We start from the raw sequence: 24701 nt of genomic DNA, 5'->3' as shown, positions 1-24701 counted from the left end.
CTCGTTACCCACTGTTCGGATAACGGAATCCCTCAACAAGCATCACGGTTGCGCATAGTTTCTCCATGAGGCCTGGCACCTGATCGTGGCGGCACTGAAGACTCGCCCATCAGACACCGGATCGATCGATCCTGTGAGCGAGTGCAAGTCGAACCATCGACCGGGTCACCGGGCCGCACCATCTGCGGTCGACTTCCCGGCGAGCAAGTGAACCAAGCCGCAGACAGCGGCAGTCGTAGGCCGGTCACCACCGGCGAGAGGGGTCGGGTCACTGTGACCGCACCGATCGAGACCACCGCGGCGGAATCGGAAGCGCAGCCAGAGGCTGTGCTCGCCGGAACCGGCAAGGGGCAGATCGAGGGCCGTTCCCTGGGACAGATCGCCTGGACGCGCTTCAAGCGCGACAAGGTGGCGGTTGCCGGCGGTGTCATCGTCGTACTGCTCGTCCTGATGGCGATCCTCGCCCGGCCTCTCCAGTCGATGCTGGGGCTGGACCCGAACGCCTTCAACCAGGACCTGATCGACCCGAACACCTCGCTGCCCAAGGGCGACCTGGGCGGCATGAGCGCCGACCACCCGCTCGGCGTGGACCCGAAGTTCGGACGCGACATCGCCACCCGAATCCTGGAGGGCTCCTGGGTGTCGCTGGTGGTCGCCTTCGGTGCCACCATCCTGTCGAACGTCATCGGCGCGATCCTCGGTGTCGTCGCGGGTTACTACGGCGGACGGGTCGACTCGATCATCAGCCGGCTGATGGACACGTTCCTCGCCTTCCCGCTCCTGCTGTTCGCGATCTCCATCTCCGCCAGCCTGCAGGGCGGCGCGTTCGGTCTCAACGGACTGCCGCTGCACCTCGCGGTGCTCATCTTCGTGATCGGCTTCTTCAACTGGCCCTACCTGGGCCGGATCGTCCGAGGCCAGACCATGGCCCTGCGTGAGCGCGAGTTCGTGGACGCCTCCCGCGGCATGGGAGCCAAGGCGCCGTACATCCTGTTCCGGGAGCTCATGCCCAACCTGGTCGGCCCGATCATCGTCTACTCGACGCTGCTCATCCCGACCAACATCCTCTTCGAGGCGTCCCTGAGCTTCCTCGGCGTGGGCATCCAGCCGCCGCAGGCGTCCTGGGGCGGCATGCTCCGCGAGGCGGTCACCTACTACCAGGTCGATCCCGCGTACATGGTCGTCCCGGGCCTTGCCATCTTCCTGACCGTCCTGGCGTTCAACCTGCTCGGCGACGGTCTCCGCGACGCTCTCGACCCGCGCAGTCGCTGACGACTGCCACCGAGAGATCGAAAAGTTTCCAACAATGGAGGAGAAAGCCCCCATCATGCGAAGGTCAGCGCTGGCCGCGATCGCGGCCATCGGTTCCGCCAGCCTGTTCCTCACGGGCTGCAGCAAGGCCGATGACAACAAGAACGACAACGGCACGCAGTCGGCTGGCGCCGATGCCGCGACCAAGGGCGTCGTGAACGCGTCGGACAAGAAGGGCGGGACGCTCACCTACGAGCTGTCCGACGTCCCGGACTCGTTCGACCCGGGCAACACGTACTACGCGTACATGTACAACCTGAGCCGTCTGTGGGCCCGCCCGCTGATGACCTTCCAGCCCGGTCCGGGCGACAAGGGCAACACCCTCGTCCCCGACCTCGCCGAGGGCAAGGGTGTCCCGAGCGAGGGCGGCAAGGTCTGGACGTACAAGCTGCGCGCCGGCCTGACCTACGAGGACGGCACGCCGATCACCTCGAAGGACGTCAAGTACGCCGTCGAGCGCTCCAACTTCGCGCGTGACGTGCTCTCCCTCGGCCCGAACTACTTCCAGCAGTTCATGGTCGGCGGCGACAAGTACAAGGGTCCCTACAAGGACAAGAGCGGCAAGGGCCTCTCCTCCATCGAGACCCCGGACGACACCACCATCGTCTTCCACCTGAAGCAGGCCTTCCAGGAGTTCGACTACCTGGTCGCCTCGCCGCAGACGGCCCCGGTGCCGCAGGCGAAGGACACCGGCGTCGACTACGTCAAGAAGATCGTGTCCTCGGGCTCGTACAAGTTCGAGAGCTACGCCGAGGGCAAGGAAGCCGTCCTCGTCCGCAACGACAAGTGGAACGCGAAGACGGACCCGCTGCGCAAGCAGCTGCCGGACCGGATCGTCGTCAAGCTGAAGGTCAACCCGGAGACGATCGACAAGGACGTCCTCGCGGGCAAGGCGATCGACCTCGCCGGTACGGGTGTCCAGGCCGCGACCCAGGCGCAGGTGCTCACCGACGCCTCGAAGAAGGCCAACACGGACAACACCTACGGTGGCCGTCTCGTCTACATGGCGATCAACACCACCGTGGCGCCGTTCGACAAGGTCGAGTGCCGCAAGGCCGTGCAGTTCGCGATCGACAAGGTCTCGGTGCAGACCGCCGAGGGCGGCCCGATCCGCGGCGACATCGCCACCACGGTCCTCCCGCCGGACATCCCGGGCTACGAGAAGTCCGACGTCTACGCGTCGGCCGGCAGCAAGGGTGACGTCGCCAAGGCCAAGGAGCAGCTGAAGGCCTGCGGCAAGGACAAGATCACCACCAACATCTCGGCCCGTTCGGACCGTCAGCAGGAGGTGGACGCCGCCACGGCGATCATCAACTCGCTGAAGAAGGTCGGCATCACGGCCAACCTCAAGCAGTACCCGTCCGGTAAGTACTTCACCGACTACGCGGGTGTGCCGAAGTTCACCAAGAAGGAGAACATCGGCCTGGAGATGATGCAGTGGGGTGCCGACTGGCCCTCCGGCTACGGCTTCCTGCAGCAGATCCTGAACGGCAGCGCCATCGGCGAGTCCGGTAACACCAACCTGTCGCAGTACGACAACAAGGACGTCAACGACCTGCTCGCGAAGGCGATCGGCACGCAGGACATGGCCGAGCGCAACAGCATCTACACGCAGATCGACAAGAAGACCATGGACGACGCAGTCCTCGTCCCGCTGACCTACTTCAAGGTCCTGCTGGCCCGCCCGACGACCTACACCAACCTGGTTTCCTCGGCGGCCTTCAGCGGTCAGTACGACTACCTCAACATCGGCGTCGCGTCGAAGTAGCAGCCCCGGAAGGCAGGTGAAGGCATTGGTGCCCGCGGGCCGAAAGGTCCGCGGGCACCAGCGCCGATCCCCGTGATCTCGTACATCCTCCGCCGGACGTTCGCGGCAGTGATCCTGCTGCTGGTCGTCTCCGCGGTCACCTTCGCCATCTTCTTCCTGCTGCCACGGCTTGCCGGCCAGACAGCGGACCAGATGGCGCAGCAGTACATCGGCAAGAGCCCGTCACCGGCGGACATTGCTGCTGTCAAGCACAACCTCGGTCTGGACCAGCCCGTCTACGTCCAGTACTGGCACTTCATCAAGGGGATCGTGGCCGGCGCCAACTACGACCTCGGCCCCACCACGGTGCACTGCGACACACCCTGCTTCGGTTACTCCTTCAAGAACCACCAGGCAGTGTGGCCGGAGCTCACCTCCCGCCTTCCGATCACCCTCTCGCTGGCCGCAGGTGCCGCCGTACTGTGGTTGGTCTCGGGTGTGGTGGCCGGTGTCGTCTCGGCACTGAAGCCGCGCTCGATCCTCGACCGGACCTTCATGGGCATCGCGCTCGCCGGTGTCTCGCTGCCCATGTTCTTCACGGGCAACCTGGCGCTCCTGCTTTTCCACTTCACGTGGCCCCTCTTCGGAGACGACTACGTCCCGCTCACCGAGAACCCCTCGCAGTGGGCCAACACCCTCTTCCTCCCGTGGTGTTCGCTGGCTCTGCTGTACTCGGCCATCTATGCCCGGCTCACCCGCTCGGGCATGCTGGAGACGATGAACGAGGACTTCATCCGCACGGCCCGCGCAAAGGGTCTGGGTGAGCGCACGGTCGTCGTCCGGCACGGTCTGAGGGCCGCCCTCACGCCGATCATCACCGTCTTCGGCATGGACATCGGTCTGCTGCTCGGCGGCGCCGTCATCACCGAGAGCGTCTTCTCGCTGCCCGGCATCGGGCAGTACGCGGTGCAGGGCATCACCGACAACGACCTGCCCAAGATCCTCGGCGTGACCCTGCTCGCCGCCTTCTTCGTAGTGATCGCAAATCTCCTGGTGGACGTGCTCTACGCCGCCGCCGACCCGCGGGTGAGGCTCTCGTGACCGGACTCTCCAACACCGGCGCCGGCACGGCGTCCGAGGCCTTCCTCCGGGTCCGCGACCTCAAGGTGCACTTCCCGACCGACGACGGTCTGGTCAAGTCCGTCGACGGACTGACCTTCTCGCTGGAGAAGGGCCGGACCCTCGCCGTCGTCGGCGAGTCCGGCTCCGGCAAGTCGGTCACCTCGCAGGCGATCATGGGTCTGCACCGGCTCGGCACGCGCGGCAAGAACGTGCAGATGTCCGGCGAGATCTGGCTGGGCGGCCAGGAACTGGTCTCCGCCTCCCCGGACGAGGTGCGCAAGCTCCGCGGCCGCGAGATGGCGATGATCTTCCAGGACCCGCTGTCCGCGATGCACCCGTACTACACGATCGGCAACCAGATCGTGGAGGCCTACCGGGTGCACCACAAGGTCAGCAAGAAGGTCGCCCGCACGCGGGCGATCGAGATGCTGGACCGGGTCGGCATCCCCGAGCCGGGCAAGCGCGTGGACAGCTACCCGCACGAGTTCTCCGGCGGTATGCGCCAGCGCGCCATGATCGCCATGGCGCTGGTGAACAACCCCGAGCTGCTCATCGCGGACGAGCCGACCACCGCCCTCGACGTGACCGTCCAGGCGCAGATCCTCGACCTGATCCGGGACCTGCAGAAGGAGTTCGGCTCCGCGGTCATCATGATCACCCACGACCTGGGTGTGGTCGCCGAGATCGCCGACGACGTCCTCGTGATGTACGGCGGCCGGTGCGTGGAGCGCGGTCCGCTGGTCGAGGTCTTCGAGAAGCCGCAGCACCCCTACACCTGGGGTCTGCTCGGCTCGATGCCCCGCATCGACCGCGACACCTCGGAACGGCTCATCCCGGTCAAGGGCTCGCCGCCCAGCCTCATCAACGTCCCCTCGGGCTGCGCCTTCAACCCGCGCTGCCCGTACGCGGACCTCCCCAAGGGGAACGTCACCCGTACGGTGCGTCCCGAGCTCGAGCTGGCCGACGGCGGACACTGGTCCGCCTGTCACCTCTCGACCGAGGACCGTACGCGGATCTGGACCGAAGAGATTGCGCCGAAGCTGTGAGTGAGACGAAGAAGACGGACGCTGCCGGGGCCTCGGTCCCGAGGCAGGCGTCGGCTCCCGAGGACCGCGACGTGCTGCTCCGGGTCGAGGGTCTGACCAAGCACTTCCCGATCAAGAAGGGCATCCTTCAGCGCCAGGTCGCGGCGGTGAAGGCGGTCGACGGCATCGACTTCGAGGTGCGCAAGGGCGAGACCCTGGGCGTCGTCGGCGAGTCGGGCTGCGGCAAGTCGACCATGGGCCGGGTCATCACCCGCCTCCAGGACCCGACGGGCGGCTCGATCCACTTCGAGGGCAGGGACATCACGCGTCTCAGCACCGCGAAGATGCGCCCGCTCCGCCGTGACATCCAGATGATCTTCCAGGATCCGTACGGCTCCCTCAACCCCCGTCACACCATCGGTTCGATCGTCTCGGCGCCCTTCCGGCTCCAGGGCGTCGAGCCCGAGGGCGGGGTCAAGAAGGAGGTCCAGCGGCTGCTGGAGCTCGTCGGCCTCAGCCCCGAGCACTACAACCGCTACCCGCACGAGTTCTCCGGCGGTCAGCGCCAGCGCATCGGCATCGCCCGCGCGCTCGCGCTCAAGCCGAAGCTCGTGGTGGCCGACGAGCCGGTCTCCGCGCTGGACGTGTCGATCCAGGCCCAGGTCGTCAACCTCATGGACGACCTCCAGCAGGAGCTGGGCCTGACGTACGTGATCATCGCGCACGACCTCTCGGTCGTCCGGCACGTGTCGGACCGGGTCGCGGTGATGTACCTCGGCAAGATGGTCGAACTCGCCGACAGCACCAAGCTGTACGAGACGCCGATGCACCCGTACACCAAGGCGCTCATGTCGGCCGTGCCGGTGCCGGACCCGAGCCGTCGGGGCACGAAGAGCGACCGCATCCTGCTCAAGGGTGACGTTCCCTCCCCGCTCAAGCCGCCGAGCGGCTGCCGGTTCCACACCCGGTGCTGGAAGGCCACGCAGGTCTGCAAGACGACCGAGCCGCTGCTCCTCGAGGTGAGGCCCGGTCAGCGCGTCGCCTGCCACCACCCGGAGAACGGCCCGGACCAGGCCCCGCAGGACGTCGTCCTGCTCTCGGGTGCCGGGCAGGCGGTCGACCTGGCGTCGGTCGAGGCTCCGGCCGAGCCCGCCGCCACGGCGTCGGACTCCACGGTCGCGGAAGCCGACCGCCAGGAGTCAACTGACCGGTAGGTCATGACGACTTGGCAAAGTCGTGAGCATGTCCGAGCGGGAGAGTGCACAGTCCTGCGTGTCCGTCTGATCGGAAACGATCGGCAACACGTACGAAAGGGACGCGACATGGCACTCTCCCGTTCGGCACGTTTAGGCGCGCTCGCCACCGCGACGGCCTCCTTCTTCCTCGTCGCCGCCTCCTCGGCCCCCACCCCCGGCGCGGACGGCATCGGCGACACGTACTTCCCCCGGCTCGGCAACGGCGGCTTCGACGCCCGCCACTACGCCCTCGACGTGGCGTACGACCCCGGCACCGACCGCCTCGACGGCGTCACGACCCTCACCGCCCGGGCCACCCGTGACCTCTCCTCCTTCGACCTGGACCTCCAGAAGCTGGACGTCGCCGAGGTCGTGGTGAACGGCAGAACGGCCCGCTTCACGCGGGAGGGCGACGAGATCCGCGTCACCCCGCGCGGCCCGCTGGCCAGGGGCAAGGACTTCAGGGTGACCGTCACCTACGGCGGGGTCCCCGAGCCGCTCGGCGGCCCGATCGTGTTCGGCTCCGAGTACGGGTGGATGAAGACCGCGGACGGTGTGTTCGTCGCCTGCGAGCCCAACGCCGCCTCCACCTGGTTCCCCTCCAGCGACCACCCCTCCGACAAGGCGACCTACGACATCCGCATCACGGCCCCCAAGGGCCTGACGGCGGTCTCCAACGGGCGGCTGGTGTCGACCCGCGACAAGGGCGCCTCCACGGTCACCCACTGGCGCGAGAGCCGGCCCATGGCCACCTACCTCGCGACGGCGACCATCGGGAAGTTCGACGTGAGGACGGGCACGACCCCGGGCGGCACACCGATCTACGTCGCCGTCGACCCGGTGCTCGCGAACGGCAGCAGCGTCGACGTGTACGGCGTCACCGCCGAGGCCACCGACTACTGGTCGCAGGTGTTCGGCCCGTACCCGTTCGAGGAGACCGGCGCGATCGTCGACGACATGCCCGAGGCCGGCTTCTCGCTGGAGGTCCAGTCGAAGCCCGTGTACTCCGCGGTGCGCTCGGAGTCGACCATCGTGCACGAACTGGCCCACCAGTGGTTCGGCGACTCCGTCTCGGTGGCGCGCTGGAAGGACATCTGGCTCAACGAGGGCTTCGCGACCTACGCCCAGTGGCTGTGGGCCGAGCACAGGGGCACCCGGTCGGCGCACGACTCGTTCCTCGCCGGGTACGGCCAGCGGCCCGCGGACTCCGCCTTCTGGCAGACCACGGTCGGCGACCCCCAGCGCGACACGATGTTCGCCTCGGCGGTCTACCAGCGGGGCGCGATGACCCTCCAGGTGCTGCGCGAACGCATCGGCGACACCGCCTTCTTCGAACTGCTGCCCGCGTGGACGAAGCTGCACCGCCACGGCAACGCGAGCACCGCCGAATTCGTCGCCCTCGCCGAGAGGATCTCCGGGCAGCAGCTCGACGATCTCTTCCGGACCTGGCTGTTCACCACGGGCAAGCCGGCTCTCTAGTCCTTCCTTCGTAAGTCGCACACCCTTCGAACCTTCTTTCGTAAGGTGCACGCCCCGCGGCGGGTGAGAATATGAGGGTGTTCCAGCAATTCTTCACCCCCTCCGTCCAGCACACGCTCGACCTGATCGGCATCTTCGTCTTCGCGATCTCCGGCTCCCTGCTGGCCGTCCGCAAGAACTTCGACGTCTTCGGGATGGCCGTCCTCGCGGAGATCACCGCGCTGGGCGGAGGGCTCCTGCGCGACATCGTCATCGGTGCCGTACCCCCGGCGGCCTTCACCGACCTGGGGTACTTCACCACCCCGCTCGTCGCCGCCCTGCTCGTGTTCTTCCTGCACCCGGAGGTGGAACGCATCCAGGTCGGCGTGAACGTCTTCGACGCGGCCGGGCTCGGACTGTTCTGCGTCACCGGCACCGTCAAGGCGTACGACTACGGGCTCGGCCTGACCGCCTCCGCCGCCCTCGGCCTCGCGACCGCCGTGGGCGGCGGTGTGCTGCGGGACGTCCTCGCCAACGAGGTCCCCTCCCTGCTGCGCTGGGACCGCGACCTCTACGCGGTCCCGGCCATGGTCGGCGCCACCATGGTGGTGCTCTGCATCCGCTACGACGCGCTCACCCCGTTCACCAGCGGTCTCGCCGTCGTCACGGCCTTCGTGCTGCGCCTGCTCGCGATGCGGTTCCACTGGCGGGCTCCGCGCGCGTGGAACCGTCGTTCGACGGTGCGTGAGGAAGAGGGCTCCTGAGGCCCGCCGCGTCCGTGGCGTCCTCCGTGCCGGCGGTGTCTCCCGCGTCCGCCGCGCTTCCCCCGTCGGAGGCGAACCGACCGGTCAGCCAGCGGAACACCTCCGGCAGCTGCGGCCGCCACAGCCCCATGTCGTGACCGCCCGCGCTGCGCGGCAGCAGCACCACGTCCACGCTCGTCGGCGGCTTCGCGATCGCCTGGATCGCCGCGCCCGCCTGGTACCCGTCACCGGACTCGCCGGAGAAGTAGAGGGCGACCCGGGGGTGGACGCGGCCGGCGAGCAGCAGCAGACGGGGATCGTTGCGCCGGCGCAGTTCGGGGGTCCGCCCGGCGAGCGAACTGCGCTCGCCCCTCGGGTCGTTGTAGCCGGACATGCTCACCGCGGCCCGGTAGCGGTCGGGATGGGCGACGGCCAGCTTGGTGGCGCAGTGCGCGCCGGCCGAGTACCCGGCCGTGGCCCAGCCCCCGGGAGCGGGCTCGGCGCGGAAGTTGTCCATGACCATCCGCGGTACGTCGATGCTGAGCCAGCTCTCCGCGTTCACCGTTCCCGGGAGGTTCGCGCAGCCGGTGTCCGAGCGGGCCAGCAGGTTGGTGCGCGGCGCGACCAGGATGAACGGCGCGACCCGGCCGTCCAGCATCATCGGCCGGAGCTGCTCGTGCACCCTCAGGGAGCCGAACCACGCCTTGGCGGACCCCGGATATCCCGGCAGCAGCTCCACGACGGGGAACGTCCGGTGCCGGTAGGCGGGTTCGCCGTACTGCGGCGGCAGCCAGACGTAGACCTCGGCGTCGACGCCCGACACCCGCCCCCTCAGGTCGGTGACGCGTACCCCGCCGGCCTCACGCATGTGGGGTCCGCGGGCCTGCCGGAAGGTCTGCCGCACCCTCGGCAGGCTCTCCGGGGCGATCCCTCCGGTGCCGTCCGCGCCGAGGTCGGGGGCCTGCCGGACGTGGTCGCCGGTGCCGAGGAGGTCGGCCCAGTCGTCGTACAGGCTGTTGGCGTTGTTCACGAGGACGAACACCAGGCAGACCGCCGTCCCCTGGACGAACAGCAGCATCAGGAGCCGGGCCGCGGCCCGCACCGGCGCCGGTCCGCGCACCCGGGACCACAGGACCAGGGGCAGTGCGAGGGCGACGGCACACAGCGCGAAAGAGGTCAGGAGGAACGGTGTCCCGGTGAGGCTCATGTTCCATCAGAGGAGAACTCGGACCGGTTGGTCACGGATTGCTGTGAATTCTTGACAAGAAATTTCCGACTCCTCACCCGGATGACCGGATGATGGGGGTGTCCGCTCGTCCGGACGGGCAAAAGCTACCGCTTAGTAATTTCCTGTTGTACCGTTCATGTATGCCAGAAGCAGCTTCGGTACAGGCCGTACGCGCCACGATCGGCGACAGCGAGTTCGACCGGGACACCGCCGTCACCCCGCGCGGGGCCGGTGTCTACGACATCGACCTCTCCGCCGGGTGGACGATCATCAACGCCGTCAACGGCGGCTACCTGCTGGCCGTCCTCGGCCGGGCGCTCGCCGACGCCCTCCCGCACTCCGACCCGTTCACGGTCTCCGCGCACTATCTGACCGCGTCCCAGCCGGGCCCCGCCGTCATCCGCACGGAGCTCGTACGCACCGGCCGCACGCTGTCGACCGGACAGGCGTCCCTCTTCCAGTACGACGACGAGGGCCGTGAGGTCGAGCGCATCCGCGTGCTCGCCTCGTACGGCGACCTCGACTCCCTGCCCGACGACGTCCGCACGACCGCGCTGCCGCCGGTGATCCCGCCCATGGACCAGTGCTTCGGACCGCAGGACGCGCCCGCGCCCATCCCCGGCAGCTCGGCGATCACCGACCGGCTGTTCCTCAAGCTCGACCCCGCGACCCTCGGCTGGGCGCTCGGCGCCCCCTCCGGCAAGGGCGAGATGCGGTCGTGGTTCGGACTCGCCGACGGCCGGGACGCGGACCCGCTCTCGCTGCTCCTCGCCGTCGACGCGCTGCCGCCGACGGCCTTCGAGATCGGCCTCTCCGGCTGGGTGCCGACCGTCGAGCTGACCGTGCACGTGCGGTGCCGTCCGGCGCCCGGCCCGTTGCGGGTGTCGATCACGACCCGCAACCTCGCCGGTGGCTTCCTGGAGGAGGACGCGGAGGTCTGGGACAGCCAGGACCGCCTGGTCGCCCAGTCCCGCCAGCTCGCCCGCGCCCGCCTCGGCTGATTCCCCGGGACCGCCCGTACCCCGGCCCGATGCACCCCGGCCCGACGTGCCCAGGCGCGTCGGGCCGGGGTACGGGCGCTCCGCGTCCCGCCCTGACCTGTGAACGGTCTCGGGCGGCCGGCGGGGCCCGGGTGCCCGGTGCCGGGACCCGTCGCACAGCAAGGCACAGCTCCGGCACAGCGCGGCCCTACGCGGATCTGGTCCGCTGTCTCCCGCTCGTCCGGCCCTCGTCGGCCGACTCATGTGACCTGACCGGGAGTTGCCTCAATGAACCGTCGCGCACGACTCGTTCCCCTCGTCGCCGTCCTCGCCCTTTCACCGCTGCTGGCGGCCTGCGGCTCCGGTGACACGTCGTCCTCGGACGGCAGGACCTCCGGCGGACAGGACTGCGCCCGCCCCTCCGGGATGCCGAGCGGCGGGGCGGGACGCCCCGGCGGCGCTCCCTCGGGCGTGCCCTCGTGGTCGGGCACCCCGTCGGGCATGCCCACCGGCGAGGCGCCCTCGGGCTTCCCCTCGGGCATGCCCAGCGGTGCCCCCAGTGGTGCCCCGGGCGGTGGTGCGGGCGGCGGCTGCGGCGGCCCGGGCGGCGGCCGGATGGGGCAGGGGCAAGAGCAGGGCTGAGGCCAGGGGGAGCGGCGGGGAGCCGGCCGGGCGGGGCGGGCTTCCCGGGCCGTGCGCCGGGTTTCCCGCCGGGCGGGTGCCCCGGGCTTCCGGCGGGCTCCGTGGGGCTGAGGGGCGCGGTGGGGCGGCGGGGCGGCGGGTGTGTCGACCGGGGCGGGCGGCGGTCAGCCGAGCCAGTGGTGGCGGCCGATGCTGATCAGCCGCATCTGACGGCTCGCCACCCGCGCCACCCGCTCCCGTTCCGCCTCGGGCCCGTCCAGCGCCTCCAGGAACGCCGAGGCCGCCATCAGCATGTGGTCCACGTACAGGCCCGCCAGCATCAGCAGATCGTCGTCGCTCCACCCCGCCGACTCGGGGTGCTCGGCCAGCGAGTCCCTGACCTCTTCGGCGAACCGGGCCAGTTGCTCGCGGATCGCGTCCCGCACGGGCTGCACGCCGCCGTGCCGCTCGCGCGCGATGAAGCGTACGTGCGCCGGGTGCGCCGCCACGTGACGGCCAATCAGTTCCACGGCGCGGGCGATGCGTTCGTCGCTGTCCCCCGCCGTGGACAGCGTGTCCTCGATCATCGGGTGCAGACTGCCGAGCGCCTCCTCGACCAGTGCCGCGCCGAGATCCGCCGTCGAGCGGAAGTGCCGGTAGAAGGCGGTCGGGGCGACTCCGACGGCGCGGGTGACCTCACGCAGCCCCAGGCTGCTCAGGCTCTGGTGCTCCAGGAGCCCCAACGCGGCGTCCAGCAGCGCCTGTCGGGTCTTCTGCTTCTGCGCCTGGCGGATGCCGAGAGTGTGACTCATGCCATGCAGTTAACAACTGTTCTCCGGAATTTCAAAGCGGTGGAGCCGTTAGACTCGGAAGTCAGTGGACAACTGTTACTACAACCGTTCACCGAGTCGTCAAGTCCCGGAAACACCGGGCCCTCACCGTTGAGGTGCCGGACGTTCCGGGGCCGGACCACGAGACTTCGAGAGGCGTCCCATGCTGTTCCTCGTCGCCGCACTCCTGCTGCTCGGCGTGGTGCTGGGCTCCGTGGCGCACGCGCCGCTGTCCTTCACCCTCGTCGCCGCCGCCGTCATCGGCGTCTGGCTGACCGTCTTCGCGCTGCGCGAGCGCGGGGCCCGCCGACGCCACCACTCCGCCCACTGACCGCCGGTCCCGCACCTCCGCCGACCGGCCGTTGGTCCCACACCCGCACCAACCGATCGCTGGGAGCTGACTCACGTCATGGAACTCACCGCGCACACCACCGCCACGACCCGCACCACCGGCACGACCCGCACCCCCGTCCGCACCTCCGGTGCCACCGCGGCCGGTGCCACCGGGACCGTCCGCGCCCCGCGCCGGACCGGAGTCCAGGACGCCGACGGCATGGCCGTGGCCTCCTTCGTCCTCGGCCTGCTCGGCCTCCTCGTGCTGAACGTCTTCCTGGGCCCCGTCGCCATCGTCCTGGCCTCCATCGCCCTGTGGCGCGGCACGGCCCGCCGCGGCCGCGCCTTCCTCGGCCTCGGCCTCGGAATCGCCGACCTGGTCGTCCTGGTCACCTTCATGCAGGTCGACAACACGGTGTCCTGGAGCTTCTGAGGCCGCCGCGGAGGCCGGGGCCGCCGGGGCCGGGAAGAGAGGGAGCGGGCCCGTAGAATCGAGCCCACCATGGCTTACCTCGACCACGCCGCGACCACCCCCATGCTTCCCGAGGCAGTAGAGGCTCTGACCGCCAGACTGGGCGTCACGGGCAACGCCTCCTCCCTCCACGCCGCCGGCCGCACCGCGCGGCGGGCCGTCGAGGAGGCCCGCGAGACCCTGGCGGACGCCCTCGGAGCCCGCCCCAGCGAGGTGGTCGTCACCTCCGGCGGCACCGAGGCCGACAACCTCGCGGTGAAGGGCCTGTACTGGTCCCGCAGGGAGGCCGATCCGGCCCGTACCCGCGTCCTCGCGAGCCCCGTCGAGCACCACGCCGTCCTCGACGCGGTCCACTGGCTCGGCGAGCACGAGGGCGCCACGGTCGAGTACCTGCCCGTCGACCCGTACGGCCGCGTCCATCCCGATGCCCTGCGCGAGGCCATCGCCCGCAACCCCGAGGACGTCGCCCTCGCCACGGTCATGTGGGCCAACAACGAGATCGGCACCGTCATGCCGGTCCGTGAACTGGCGGACGCGGCGGCCGAGTTCGAAGTCCCGCTGCACGCCGACGCGGTCCAGGCGTTCGGTCAGGTCCCCGTCGACTTCGCGGCCTCGGGCCTCGCCGCGATGACGGTGTCCGGCCACAAGATCGGCGGTCCCTACGGGATCGGCGCGCTGCTCCTCGGACGCGAGTACAGCCCCGTGCCCGTGCTGCACGGGGGCGGTCAGGAGCGCCACGTCCGCTCCGGCACCCTCGACGTGCCCGCCATCGTGTCCTTCGCGGTCGCCGGACGGCTGGCCGCCGAGCGGCAGGAGTGGTTCGCCCGCGAGATCGGCGCCCTGCGCGACGACCTGGCCGACGCCGTCCTCAAGGCCGTGCCCGACGCCGTCCTCGGCGGCGACCCGGCACCCGGGGGCCGGCTGCCCGCCAACGCGCACTTCACGTTCCCCGGCTGCGAGGGCGACTCGCTGCTCCTGCTGCTCGACGCGCAGGGCATCGAGTGCTCCACCGGCTCCGCCTGCACGGCGGGGGTGGCCCAGCCGAGCCACGTCCTGCTCGCCACCGGCACCGACCCCGACCTCGCCCGGGGCACCCTGCGCTTCTCCCTCGGCCACACCTCCACACGGGCGGACGTCGAGGCGGTGGCGCGGGCCATCGGACCGGCGGTGGAGCGGGCCCGCAGGGCCGGCCTCACCTGACGTCCGCCGGGGCGGGTGCGGTGCGTGCCGCCGCCCGTACGCGCGCCGGCGTACGGGCGCGCGTCAGGCGGCCGCCGAGCGCGCCCGTCGTACGAGCCGCAGGTACCGGTCCCAGTCCCAGTGCGGTCCGGGGTCGGTGTGGTCCGTGCCCGGGACCTCGACGTGCCCGACGATGTGCTCGCGGTCCACGGGGATGCCGTACCGCCCGCATATCGCGGCCGTCAGCCGCGCCGAGGCCTCGTACATCGCGTCCGTGAACGACGAGGGGCGGTCGACGAAGCCCTCGTGCTCGATGCCGACACTGCGCTCGTTGTACGCGCGGTTTCCCGCGTGGAACGCCACGTCCAGCTCACGGATCATCTGCGTGACATGACCGTCCCTGCGGACCACGTAGTGGGCGGCCGCCCCGTGCTCCGGGTCCTGGAAGACCTTCAGCGCGCTCGCGAAGCTGCCCTGGGTGACATGGACGACCACGCGGTCTATCCCGTAGTCGTCGGGACGGTCGGCCCGGCGCCAGTTCGCCGTCGACGCCGCCACCCACCGCGCGCCCCGGAAGTCCACCGCCCCCGCGACGCGAGGCTTCTCCACACCCGGCAGCCGCCACCACAGGTGCGACAGCTCCTCCCGGGCGAGGGCGGCCGCGCCCGCGGCGGCCGCCAGACCGCCGACGAGCAGCACCCGGCGCCCGACCGGCCGGTCGCCGTCCGCAGCCCTCGCCGCGGCTCTCCGGCTCCCCGGCACTCCCGGCTTCCCCATTTTCGCCCCCATGCGATCTTCAACGGATACTCGCGGGTCCCGGTTCCCGCGGCCCCGTACCCTGGAGAGGTTATGACTGACACCTCGCAGCGCCCCCTCCGCGTCCTCGCCGCCATGTCGGGCGGCGTGGACTCCGCCGTAGCCGCCGCCCGTGCCGCCGAAGCCGGGCACGACGTGACGGGCGTGCACCTCGCCCTCTCGGCGAACCCGCAATCCTTCCGGACCGGCGCGCGCGGCTGCTGCACCATCGAGGACTCGCGCGACGCCCGCCGCGCCGCCGACGTCATCGGCATCCCGTTCTACGTCTGGGACCTCGCCGAGCGCTTCCGCGAGGACGTCGTCGAGGACTTCGTCGCCGAGTACGAGGCCGGCCGCACCCCGAACCCGTGCCTGCGCTGCAACGAGAAGATCAAGTTCGCCGCGCTGCTGGACAAGGCGCTCGCGCTCGGCTTCGACGCCGTCTGCACCGGCCACTACGCGCAGGTGATCGTCCGCGAGGACGGCACGCGCGAGCTGCACCGGGCCTCCGACATGGCCAAGGACCAGTCGTACGTCCTCGGTGTCCTGGACGACCGCCAGCTCGCCCACGCCCTGTTCCCGCTCGGCGACACGGTCACCACCAAGGACGAGATCCGTGCCGAGGCCGAGCGCCGGGGCCTGGCCGTCGCCAAGAAGCCGGACTCGCACGACATCTGCTTCATCGCCGACGGCGACACCCAGGGCTTCCTCGCGAACCGGCTCGGCAAGGCCGAGGGCGACATCGTCGACGAGACCGGCGCCACGATCGGCACCCACGAGGGCGCGTACGGCTTCACGATCGGCCAGCGCAAGGGGCTGCGCATCGGCACCCCGGCCGCCGACGGCAAGCCCCGGTACGTCCTCGACATCTCACCGGTGAACAACACCGTCACGGTCGGCCCGGCCGCCTCCCTGGACGTGTCCGCGCTGACCGCGATCAAGCCCCGCTGGTGCGGCGCCGCCCCGGAGGGCCCCGGCACCTACACCGCCCAGCTGCGAGCCCACGGCGGCGAGACCGAGGTGAGCGCCGGCATGGTCGACGGCGAGCTGCGGGTCACCTTCACCGAGCCGGTCCGCGGCGTCGCCCCCGGCCAGGCGATCGTCCTGTACGACGGCACCCGCGTGGTGGGCTCGGCGACGATCGCGACGACCACGCGCGCGACGGCGGCCGTCTAGGACGGCGGGCCGCGCCGGCCCGGACGGCGCGCGGGGGTCCCGGCGGCCGGGTCCGTGCGGGACCCCGACGCGGAACCCGTCTATCCGCCCGTGCCGAAGAACTCCGCCAGCACCGGCGCGAGCGCCCGTGGATCCACCATGTGGGTCTGGCCCTCCAGCGTGCGGTACGACCCGTTCGGCGCCGCCTCCGCGATGCTCCGCGCCGCCTCGCGCATCCACGCGGGGCTCGCGTCACCGGCGACGGACAGCAGGGGCACCCGGAGCGCGGCCAGCCGTTCGCGGGGCACCCGGCTCTCGCCCATCGCGGCGTCGTCGTACGCCAGGGTCGGCGCGATGGCCTCCATGCCGGGCCAGGCGTGGGACTTGCGCACTCCGGCGATCATCTCCGGGGGCGTGCCCACGTGGGCCAGGAACAGTTCCACCGCGTCGCCGCGCCGGTCCTGGCCGAGCAGCTCGGTCAGCCGTCCGGTGTACTCGGCCCGCCGCTTGGCCGCGATCTCGTCGACGGCGAACGGCGTCTCGTAGACGGCGACCTCGCGGACGGGCAGCCCGCTCATGGCCGCCTCCAGGGCCAGCGCGCCGCCCGACGAGATGCCGTAGAGCGCCGCACCGCCCCCGGACGCCTCGATCAGCGCCGCGATGTCCTCGACCTCCCGGGCCACCGCGAAGGGCGCCGTGTCGCCGCTGGAGCCGCGGCCCCGCCGGTCGTAGGTGACGGCGCCGAAGCGGTCCGAGAGCGCCTCGGCGAGGGGCGCGAGCGTGGCGCCCGTGCACATGGCGCCGCCGACCAGGACGACCGTCGGGCCGTCACCGTGGCGTTCGTACGCGATGGGGGTCCCGTCGCGGGAAATGGTCTTCTTGTCCATGCCTGTACAGACTGCCCGCCGCCGGGGAACTCATCGCGTCACCACGCCCGCGTCCCGCCCGGTCTCAGGACACGTCCACCTCGTAGAAGCAGAGGTGGCCCTTGATCTCCGCGACCTCGTCCTTGGGATCGGGATAGGCCCACACCAGATCGGCCGCGCCGGGGCGCGACCAGTAGGACGCGGTGCCCTTGAAGGGGCAGTACGTGTGGGTGTCGGAGGGCGTCAGCAGGTCCGTGCGGACGTCCTCGGGCGGGAGGTAGTAGCGCACCGGACAGCCCGTCTCGCGCAGCACCAGGGGGCGGTCGCTCTCCGCCAGGACCTGGCCGCCGTGCACGACGCGGACGTGCTGGTCGCCCTGCTCGATGGTGATCGTGTGTCCTTCAGCCATGTACGGAAAGCGCTCGCGGCTCCTGATTCGTTCCCGCCGGGCCCCGATTCGTTCCCGCGTACGGTGAGGGCATGAACATCTGCGTCTTCCTCTCCGCCGCCGACCTCGACGACCGCTACACGCGCCCCGCCCGGGAGTTCGCCGAACTCCTCGGCAAGGGCGGCCACACGCTCGTGTGGGGCGGCTCCGACGTCGGACTGATGAAGGTCGTCGCCGACGGGGTGCAGGAGGCGGGCGGACGGCTGGTCGGCGTCTCCGTGGACTTCCTGGCGGACAGGGTCCGGCCGGGCGCCGACGAGATGGTCGTCGCCCGCGACCTGGCCGAGCGCAAGGCGCTGCTCCTGGCGAAGGCCGACGCGGTGGTCGTCATGGTCGGCGGCACCGGCACCCTCGACGAGGCGACCGAGATCCTGGAACTGAAGAAGCACGGGAAGACCGACAAGCCGGTGGTCCTGCTCAACACGGCCGGCTTCTACGACGGCCTCAAGGAGCAGTTCCGGCGGATGGACGCCGAGGGCTTCCTGCCGCGCCCGCTCACCGACCTGGTGTTCTTCGCCGAGGAGCCGGTGGGTGCGCTGGCCTATCTGGAGGAGAGCGCCGGCATCCGCTGAGGCGCCCGTGAACGGTCCGGACCCGGCCCCGGTGATGCGAGCATGGCGTCCATGCCTACACATGTGATCACCGGGGCCGGTTCCGGCATCGGCGCGGCCGTCGCCCGCCGTCTGCACGCGCGCGGGGACGAACTCGTGCTCCACGCGCGCGACGCGGGCCGGGCGAAGGACCTGGCCGCCGCGTTCCCCGGGGCGAAGACCCTCGTCGGCGACCTGGCCGACCCCGACAAGCTCTCCTGGGCGTTCTCGCACCAGGCGCTCCCCGGCCGCGTCGACTCCCTGCTGCACATCGCGGGCGTGGTCGACCTCGGTCCGGTCGGCGAACTGACCCCGAAGGCCTGGCGCCACCAGCTCAACGTCAACCTGATCGCCCCCGCCGAACTGACCCGGCACTTCCTGCCCCAGCTCCGCCTGGCCCAGGGCCACGTGGTCTTCGTGAACTCCGGCGCCGGTCTGAACGCCCACGCCGACTGGTCCGCCTACGCCGCCTCCAAGCACGGGCTGAAGGCCCTCGCCGACTCCCTGCGCCACGAGGAGCACGCGGCCGGGGTCCGGGTGACCTCCGTCTACCCCGGCCGCACCGCCAGCCCCATGCAGGCCAAGGTCCACCAGCAGGAGGGCAAGGAGTACGACGCCTCCCGGTGGATCGACCCCGAGTCGGTCGCGACGACGATCCTCATGGCGCTCGACCTGCCCCGCGACGCCGAGGTCAACGACCTCACGGTGCGCCCGGGAGGCTGACCTCCGCACGGGATTCCGTAGGCTTCCGGGGTGAGCGAAAACAGCGAGTTCAGGTTCGGTCCCGCCACCGGGGTCGGGTCCATGCCGGGCGGTGACGCGCGGGAGGCCGCGAAGACCGTCACCGGCTCCTTCGAGGACTTCCCCTTCCTCGCCGAACTGCCCGCGCGCGGGCCCGGCGCGGACATGATCGGCCGGACCGCGGGGATGCTCGTCGAGCTGTACGCGCGCGTGGAGCCCAGCGGCTGGCGCTTCGGGGACCGGCCGGGCCGGGACACCAAGCGGGCCAGGTCGTGGCTGGGGGAGGACCTCGACGCCCTGGAGGAGTTCACCCAGGGGTACGAGGGCCCCCTCAAGGTGCAGGCCGTCGGTCCCTGGACCCTGGCCGCCGCACTGGAGTTGAGGAACGGCGAGTCCGCCCTCTCCGACCCCGGCGCCTGCCGCGACCTCGCGGGATCGCTCGCCGAGGGCCTGCGCCTGCACCTCGACGAGGTCCGTCGGCGGGTCCCCGGGGCGGAGCTCGTCCTGCAGCTCGACGAACCCTCCCTGATCGCCGTGCTGCGCGGCCGGGTGCCGACGGCCAGCGGCTACCGCACCCACCGCGCGGTCGACCGCCAGATCGCCGAGGCCACGCTCCGGGACGTCATCGGGGCGAACGCGGGCGGGCCCGTCGTGGTCCACAGCTGCGCGCCGGACGTCCCCTTCGCCCTGCTGCGCCGGGCGGGCGCGGCGGCGGTCTCGTTCGACTTTTCGCTCCTCACCGAACGTGACGACGAGGCGATCGGGGAGGCGGTCGAGGGCGGTACCCGTCTGTTCGCCGGTGTCGTCCCCGGCACGGACGTACCGTTGTCGGACCCTGCCGGTAGCGTCATGGGTGTCAGGACGCTGTGGCGCAGGCTGGGGCTGCGGCCGGGTCTGCTCGCGGAGGCGGTCACGCTCACTCCGTCGTGCGGACTCGCGGGGGCATCCCCCGACTTCGCGCGCAGGGCGCTGGCCCACTGCGTCCGGGCGGCGAGGTCCCTCGCGGACAACCCAGAGTAACGGGAGGACACAACGGTGGCCGGCGAAATGCACGCAGAGCCCACATCGGTACCCGCCGAGGCACGGGAGCGGCACGCGCGGCTCGCCGAGCAGGTCGAGGAGCACCGCTTCCGGTACTACGTGAAGGACGCCCCGGTCGTCAGCGACGCCGAGTTCGACACGCTGCTGCGTTCCCTGGAGGCGCTGGAGGACGAGTACTCCGAGCTGCGGACGCCGGACTCGCCGACCCAGAAGGTCGCGGGGGCGTACGCCACGGAGTTCACCTCCGTCCAGCACCGGCAGCGCATGCTGTCGCTCGACAACGCGTTCACCGACCTGGAACTGGCCGCGTGGGCCGAGCGCGTGGCCAAGGACGTGGGAGCCTCGGAGCACCACTTCCTGTGCGAGCTGAAGGTCGACGGCCTCGCCGTCAACCTCACGTACGAGCACGGCCGTCTCACCCGCGCGGCGACCCGCGGCGACGGCCGCACGGGCGAGGACATCACGCCCAACGTCCGTACGATCACGGAGATCCCGGACCGTCTGACGGGCGATCACGTCCCCGACCTCGTGGAGATCCGCGGCGAGGTCTACTTCCCGATGGAGAAGTTCGAGGAGCTCAACGCCCGGCTGGTGGCGGCGGGTGACAAGCCCTTCGCCAACCCCCGCAACGCGGCGGCCGGTTCGCTGCGCCAGAAGGACCCGCGCGTCACCGCGACCCGGCCGCTCCACATGGTCGTCCACGGCATCGGCGCCCTGGAGGGGTTCGAGGGCCTCGGCAGGCTCTCCGAGGCGTACGACCTGCTGAACTCCTGGGGACTGCCCACCACGCGGTACGCCAAGGTGGTCGACGACCTCGACGGCGTACGGGAGTTCATCGCGTACTACGGGGAGAACCGCCACTCGGTGGAGCACGAGATCGACGGAGTGGTCGTCAAGCTCGACGAGATCCCCCTCCAGGGCCGGCTCGGCTCCACCGCGCGCGCACCCCGCTGGGCGATCGCCTGGAAGTACGCACCCGAGGAGGTCAACACCAAGCTCGTCAACATCCGCGTGGGCGTGGGCCGTACGGGCCGGGTCACGCCGTACGCGCAGGTCGAGCCGGTCACGGTCGCGGGTTCCGAGGTCGAGTTCGCCACCCTGCACAACCAGGACGTGGTGAAGGCCAAGGGCGTGCTCATCGGGGACACGGTGGTGCTGCGCAAGGCCGGTGACGTCATCCCCGAGATCCTCGGGCCGGTCGCCGACCTGCGCGACGGCACCGAGCGGGAGTTCGTGATGCCGGCCGAGTGCCCCGAGTGCGGTACGGCGCTGCGGCCGATGAAGGAGGGCGACGTCGACCTGCGCTGCCCCAACGCCCGTTCCTGTCCCGCCCAGTTGAGAGAGCGGGTCTCCTACCTCGCGGGCAGGGAATGCCTCGACATCGATCATTTCGGTGATGTGGCCGCAGCGGCGCTGACCCGTCCGCTGGCGCCCGTGGCCCCGCCGCTCGTCGACGAGGGCGACCTCTTCGACCTCACGATCGAGCAGTTGCTCCCCATCGAGGCGTACGTTCTCGACCAGGTCAGCGGCCTGCCCAAGAGGGATCCCAAGACCGGTGAGGAGAAGGTCGTCACGGTCTTCGCCAACCAGCAGGGCGAGCCGAAGAAGAACGCGCTTGCCATGCTGGACAAGATCGCCGAGGCGAAGAGCCGTCCGCTCGCCCGTTTCGTCAACGGGCTCTCCATCAGGCACGTGGGTCCGGTGGCCGCCGAGGCGCTGGCCCGCGAGTTCCGTTCCATCGACCGCATCGAGCAGGCCACCGAGGCGGAACTCGCCGCGGTCGACGGGGTCGGCGGGATCATCGCGACCTCGGTCAAGGAGTGGTTCGCCGAGGACTGGCACCGCGAGATCATCCGCAGGTGGAAGGCGGCCGGCGTCCGGATGGAGGACGAGCGCGCGGGCGAGGACGAGGGGCCGCGTCCGCTCGAAGGCCTCACCGTCGTGGTCACGGGCACGCTCGAACACCACACGCGGGACGGGGCGAAGGAGGCACTGCAGAGCCGTGGAGCAAAGGTGACCGGCTCTGTTTCGAAGAAGACGTCTTTCGTTGTTGTGGGTGACAATCCCGGCTCGAAATATGACAAAGCGATGCAGTTGAAGGTGCCGGTCCTCAACGAGGAGGGCTTCGCCGTCCTGTTGGGGCAGGGGCCGGACGCGGCGGCGGAAGTCGCGCTCCCGGTCGAGGGATAGCGGTTGGAGACCACCCGTTCGGCGCATATCGGTGAGATAGGGGTTACCAGGTCGCATTCGGGCAACCGTGGACGACCGCTGCCCGTGGAAGCCTTCCGCGGCCTACTGTTGACGTGTGCGCCTGCCGTGCCCGGCCGCGACCGGCGCATCCCCCGCTCCGCACGAGCCGGGGGAAGGGTTTTCCGACGCGGCACCGTCGGCGGTCGTCGCCGGCGACCGATCGTGTGGCGTGGGCACCGCCGGCAGTGAGAGGGACGGGAATGGAACCGACCGAGAGCGCCGCTCCCGGCTCACGGCTGCGCCTGCGCCGGACGACCGGCGCGTGGCTGACCGGCCTGCGGACGGGACGGCCGTCGGAGCGTGCCGCCCGGAGCGGGCCCGGTGCCGCACCGCTCGCCGCTCCCGCCGTCCCCGTCGCCGTCACGGCCGGGCACGGCACCGGACTGCCCGGACAGGACCCCGAACGCCCCCTGTCCTGGCCCGCGCTGCCGTCGGCGGTCGTGGCCACGGCCGCGTTCGTCCTGGGAGCGGGCTTCTACCGGGCCTTCAGCGGCCACCACGCCCTCTTCCCCGGCGGCACCGTCGGCTGGGCGCTGGCCCTGCTGACCGGCGTCATCGTCGGCCACCTGGTCGCCCTCGGCCGGGCCCGCTGGTGGGGCGGCACCGGTTCCGGTGCCGCGCTCACCCTCGCGGTCCTGCTGCTGTACGGCTGGGTCCCGGCCGGCATGGTCAGCCTCACCGTCGTCGTCCTGGTGGGCACGGCCCGCCGCAACCGCTGGCGCCAGGGCGTCCTGCACGGCGCCGTCGACATCCTCGGGATCGGCGCCGGAGCCCTGGTCCTCGCGTCGTTCGGGCGGTTCCCGAGCGTCGAGACGCCCTGGGCCCCCGACACCTGGACGTTCTACGCCGCACCCCAGGTGGTGCTGGTCGCCGGCGCCTATCTCGCCGTCACCCGCGTCCTGCTCTGGTACCTGAACACGCCGGGCGGCGGCCTGCCCACCGTCGCCCGTACGGCCCTGGTCCGACACGGACTCGTCGCCGTGGCCCTGCTCGGCATCGCCCCGCTGATCTGTGTCGTCGCGCTGGCCCAGCCGACGCTGCTGCCGCTGTTCTCGATCCCGCTGATCGCCCTCGACTCCACCCTGTGGATAGCCCGCGCGCGGGCCGAGGAGCAACTGCGCGACCCGCTGACCGGGCTGCCGAACCGTCAGTGGCTGCTGGAGCGCACCTGGACGGCCCTGGACGACGCCGAGCGCGTCGGCGCACGCTCCGCCCTCATGCTCATCGACCTGGACCGCTTCCGTTCGGTGAACGACACGCTGGGACACCTCGCCGGTGACCGGCTGCTCCTCCAGATAGCCGAGAGGCTGCGGAACGCGCTGCCGCGCGGGGCGGAGGCCGCGCGGCTCGGCGGTGACGAGTTCGCCGTCTTACTGCCGGTCGCGGACTCCACCACGTCGGCCACGCGGGTCGCCCGCAACCTGGTCGCCACCCTCGGCTCGCCGCTCGACCTGGACGGGCTCACCCTCGTCCTGGAGGCCAGCGCCGGGCTCGCCGTCTTCCCCGACCACGCGCTCGACGCGGAGGGGCTGCTGCGCCGGGCGGACATCGCGATGTACCAGGCGAAGCGGGACCGCACGGGCGTCGAGGTGTACGAGTCCAAGCGTGACTCCAACACCCCCGACCGGCTGGGCCTGCTGGGCGATCTGCGCCGGGCCCTGGACACCGGCGACGTCGAACTGCACTACCAGCCCAAGGTCCGCTTCGACGGACAGGTCGCCGGACTGGAGGCCCTGGTGCGCTGGGTGCATCCCGAGCGCGGCAAGGTTCCGCCGGACGAGTTCATCGCCATCGCCGAGTCGTCCGGGCTGATGCCGCACCTCACCGAGTACGTCCTGGAGACGGCCCTCGGACAGGTCGCGCGCTGGCGGGCGCAGGGACTGTACGTGCCGGTCGCGGTGAACGTGTCGCCGCGCGACGTCCACACGCCGGGCTTCGCCGGCGCCGTCGCCGCGCGTCTGGCCCGGCACGGAGTCCCCGCGGGAGCGCTCCAACTGGAGATAACGGAGCACGTGCTCCTGGAGGACCCGCAGCGTGCCGCCGACACCCTCGCGGCGCTGACCGGGCACGGGGTGAAGATGTCGCTGGACGACTTCGGCACCGGGTACTCCTCCCTGGTCCATCTGCGGCGGCTGCCGGTCAGCGAGCTGAAGATCGACCGTTCGTTCGTCGCACGGCTCGCCGTGGACGCCGAGGACGCCGAGATCGTGCGGTGCACCGTCGACCTCGCCCATTCGCTGGGGCTCCTCGTCGTGGCCGAGGGCGTCGAGGACGACGAGACGTGGGAGCGGTTGCGGGACCTGGGCTGTGACGCCGTCCAGGGGTGGCTGGTCGCCGCGGCGATGCCGCCCGAGGAGGCCACGGCCTGGCTGCTGGCCCGGGGGGTCCGGGGGTGGCAGCGGCCGCGGGCCGCGCTGCCCGCCGCCGAGTAGCTCCGGCCTCCGGCCGGTTCGTCTCCCACCCACGCACCACCTGTTCACCCCCATCCGACAACCCGGGCTCGCCCGCTTCACCGTCCCGCCGTCGGCGGC

Annotated in this window: 23 protein-coding genes; 18 read left to right on the top strand and 5 right to left on the bottom strand. The window is 71.0% G+C overall.

What is annotated here, in order from left to right; genetic code table 11:
- Positions 1–273 precede the first annotated feature (273 nt).
- From ACFW6B_RS05110 to ACFW6B_RS05080, 7 genes are all read left to right on the top strand, one after another.
- Positions 274–1272 (top strand): ABC transporter permease, encoded by a 999-nt coding sequence (locus ACFW6B_RS05110; RefSeq protein WP_386592117.1) that lies wholly within the window; start codon positions 274–276, stop codon positions 1270–1272.
- Positions 1273–1306: 34 nt separating this feature from the next.
- Positions 1307–3079, top strand: a complete 1773-nt coding sequence (locus ACFW6B_RS05105; RefSeq protein ID WP_386592115.1) for an ABC transporter substrate-binding protein — start codon at positions 1307–1309, stop codon at positions 3077–3079.
- Positions 3080–3151: 72 nt separating this feature from the next.
- Positions 3152–4159: an ABC transporter permease gene (locus ACFW6B_RS05100; protein ID WP_386592113.1), complete on the top strand. Its 1008-nt coding sequence runs from the start codon at positions 3152–3154 to the stop codon at positions 4157–4159.
- A complete protein-coding gene (locus ACFW6B_RS05095) occupies positions 4156–5226 on the top strand; it encodes an ABC transporter ATP-binding protein (RefSeq protein WP_386592111.1) in 1071 nt (356 codons plus the stop codon). The genes ACFW6B_RS05100 and ACFW6B_RS05095 overlap by 4 nt, the downstream gene beginning before the upstream one ends.
- A complete protein-coding gene (locus tag ACFW6B_RS05090; protein WP_386592109.1) occupies positions 5223–6419 on the top strand; it encodes an ABC transporter ATP-binding protein in 1197 nt (398 codons plus the stop codon). The genes ACFW6B_RS05095 and ACFW6B_RS05090 overlap by 4 nt, the downstream gene beginning before the upstream one ends.
- 108 nt (positions 6420–6527) lie before the next feature.
- Positions 6528–7919 (top strand): M1 family metallopeptidase, encoded by a 1392-nt coding sequence (locus tag ACFW6B_RS05085; RefSeq protein ID WP_386592108.1) that lies wholly within the window; start codon positions 6528–6530, stop codon positions 7917–7919.
- Between the two features lie 71 nt (positions 7920–7990).
- Positions 7991–8662 carry a trimeric intracellular cation channel family protein gene (locus tag ACFW6B_RS05080; RefSeq protein ID WP_386592106.1) on the top strand — a complete coding sequence of 224 codons (672 nt, stop codon included), beginning with the start codon at positions 7991–7993 and terminating at the stop codon, positions 8660–8662.
- Here the strand turns inward: ACFW6B_RS05080 and ACFW6B_RS05075 are convergent.
- Complete coding sequence (locus tag ACFW6B_RS05075) at positions 8562–9848, bottom strand: alpha/beta hydrolase (RefSeq protein WP_386592104.1); 1287 nt, start codon at positions 9846–9848, stop codon at positions 8562–8564. The genes ACFW6B_RS05080 and ACFW6B_RS05075 overlap by 101 nt on opposite strands.
- Positions 9849–10009: 161 nt before the next feature.
- On the opposite strand from ACFW6B_RS05075, the gene ACFW6B_RS05070 reads away from it, so the two are divergent.
- Both ACFW6B_RS05070 and ACFW6B_RS05065 read left to right on the top strand, forming a co-directional pair.
- The gene (locus tag ACFW6B_RS05070; RefSeq protein ID WP_386592102.1) at positions 10010–10870 is read left to right on the top strand and encodes a thioesterase family protein; all 861 of its coding nucleotides are present in this window, start codon (positions 10010–10012) and stop codon (positions 10868–10870) included.
- A gap of 267 nt (positions 10871–11137) precedes the next feature.
- Positions 11138–11491, top strand: a complete 354-nt coding sequence (locus ACFW6B_RS05065; RefSeq protein WP_386592100.1) for a hypothetical protein — start codon at positions 11138–11140, stop codon at positions 11489–11491.
- 164 nt (positions 11492–11655) lie between these two features.
- On the opposite strand, the gene ACFW6B_RS05060 is transcribed toward ACFW6B_RS05065, so the two are convergent.
- Positions 11656–12282, bottom strand: a complete 627-nt coding sequence (locus tag ACFW6B_RS05060) for a TetR family transcriptional regulator (RefSeq protein WP_386592098.1) — start codon at positions 12280–12282, stop codon at positions 11656–11658.
- Between the two features lie 181 nt (positions 12283–12463).
- Here ACFW6B_RS05060 and ACFW6B_RS05055 point away from each other — a divergent pair, with 181 nt between their 5' ends.
- The 3 genes from ACFW6B_RS05055 (at position 12464) to ACFW6B_RS05045 (ending at position 14305) form a co-directional block, all read left to right on the top strand.
- Positions 12464–12631: a hypothetical protein gene (locus tag ACFW6B_RS05055; protein ID WP_386592096.1), complete on the top strand. Its 168-nt coding sequence runs from the start codon at positions 12464–12466 to the stop codon at positions 12629–12631.
- 78 nt (positions 12632–12709) lie between these two features.
- Positions 12710–13066 carry a DUF4190 domain-containing protein gene (locus tag ACFW6B_RS05050; protein WP_386592095.1) on the top strand — a complete coding sequence of 119 codons (357 nt, stop codon included), beginning with the start codon at positions 12710–12712 and terminating at the stop codon, positions 13064–13066.
- A gap of 69 nt (positions 13067–13135) precedes the next feature.
- Positions 13136–14305, top strand: coding sequence for a cysteine desulfurase family protein (locus tag ACFW6B_RS05045; protein WP_386592094.1), 1170 nt, complete (start codon positions 13136–13138; stop codon positions 14303–14305).
- 63 nt (positions 14306–14368) lie between these two features.
- On the opposite strand, the gene ACFW6B_RS05040 is transcribed toward ACFW6B_RS05045, so the two are convergent.
- Positions 14369–15061 (bottom strand): N-acetylmuramoyl-L-alanine amidase, encoded by a 693-nt coding sequence (locus ACFW6B_RS05040; RefSeq protein WP_386592092.1) that lies wholly within the window; start codon positions 15059–15061, stop codon positions 14369–14371.
- A gap of 72 nt (positions 15062–15133) precedes the next feature.
- Between ACFW6B_RS05040 and mnmA the strand changes: the two genes are divergently transcribed.
- Positions 15134–16255, top strand: coding sequence for a tRNA 2-thiouridine(34) synthase MnmA (gene mnmA / locus ACFW6B_RS05035; protein WP_386592090.1), 1122 nt, complete (start codon positions 15134–15136; stop codon positions 16253–16255).
- Positions 16256–16335: 80 nt separating this feature from the next.
- Here mnmA and ACFW6B_RS05030 read toward each other — a convergent pair whose 3' ends face one another.
- On the bottom strand, positions 16336–17121 hold the full coding sequence (locus tag ACFW6B_RS05030) for an alpha/beta fold hydrolase (protein ID WP_386592088.1): 786 nt from the start codon (positions 17119–17121) through the stop codon (positions 16336–16338).
- Between the two features lie 64 nt (positions 17122–17185).
- Positions 17186–17509, bottom strand: a complete 324-nt coding sequence (locus tag ACFW6B_RS05025) for a DUF427 domain-containing protein (protein ID WP_386592086.1) — start codon at positions 17507–17509, stop codon at positions 17186–17188.
- Positions 17510–17580: 71 nt separating this feature from the next.
- On the opposite strand from ACFW6B_RS05025, the gene ACFW6B_RS05020 reads away from it, so the two are divergent.
- From ACFW6B_RS05020 to ACFW6B_RS05000, 5 genes are all read left to right on the top strand, one after another.
- Positions 17581–18120, top strand: a complete 540-nt coding sequence (locus ACFW6B_RS05020; protein ID WP_386592084.1) for a TIGR00730 family Rossman fold protein — start codon at positions 17581–17583, stop codon at positions 18118–18120.
- A gap of 42 nt (positions 18121–18162) precedes the next feature.
- Positions 18163–18861, top strand: a complete 699-nt coding sequence (locus ACFW6B_RS05015) for an SDR family oxidoreductase (protein WP_386592082.1) — start codon at positions 18163–18165, stop codon at positions 18859–18861.
- 81 nt (positions 18862–18942) lie between these two features.
- A complete protein-coding gene (locus ACFW6B_RS05010; RefSeq protein WP_386592189.1) occupies positions 18943–19899 on the top strand; it encodes a methionine synthase in 957 nt (318 codons plus the stop codon).
- A gap of 15 nt (positions 19900–19914) precedes the next feature.
- A complete protein-coding gene (gene ligA, locus ACFW6B_RS05005; RefSeq protein WP_386592080.1) occupies positions 19915–22110 on the top strand; it encodes an NAD-dependent DNA ligase LigA in 2196 nt (731 codons plus the stop codon).
- Between the two features lie 260 nt (positions 22111–22370).
- Positions 22371–24602 carry a putative bifunctional diguanylate cyclase/phosphodiesterase gene (locus tag ACFW6B_RS05000; protein ID WP_386592078.1) on the top strand — a complete coding sequence of 744 codons (2232 nt, stop codon included), beginning with the start codon at positions 22371–22373 and terminating at the stop codon, positions 24600–24602.
- Positions 24603–24701 lie beyond the last annotated feature (99 nt).

The sequence above is a fragment of the Streptomyces sp. NPDC058751 genome (genome assembly GCF_042746485.1).
In the GTDB taxonomy this organism is placed as follows: domain Bacteria; phylum Actinomycetota; class Actinomycetes; order Streptomycetales; family Streptomycetaceae; genus Streptomyces.
This window is presented reverse-complemented; position numbering and strand designations above follow the sequence as displayed.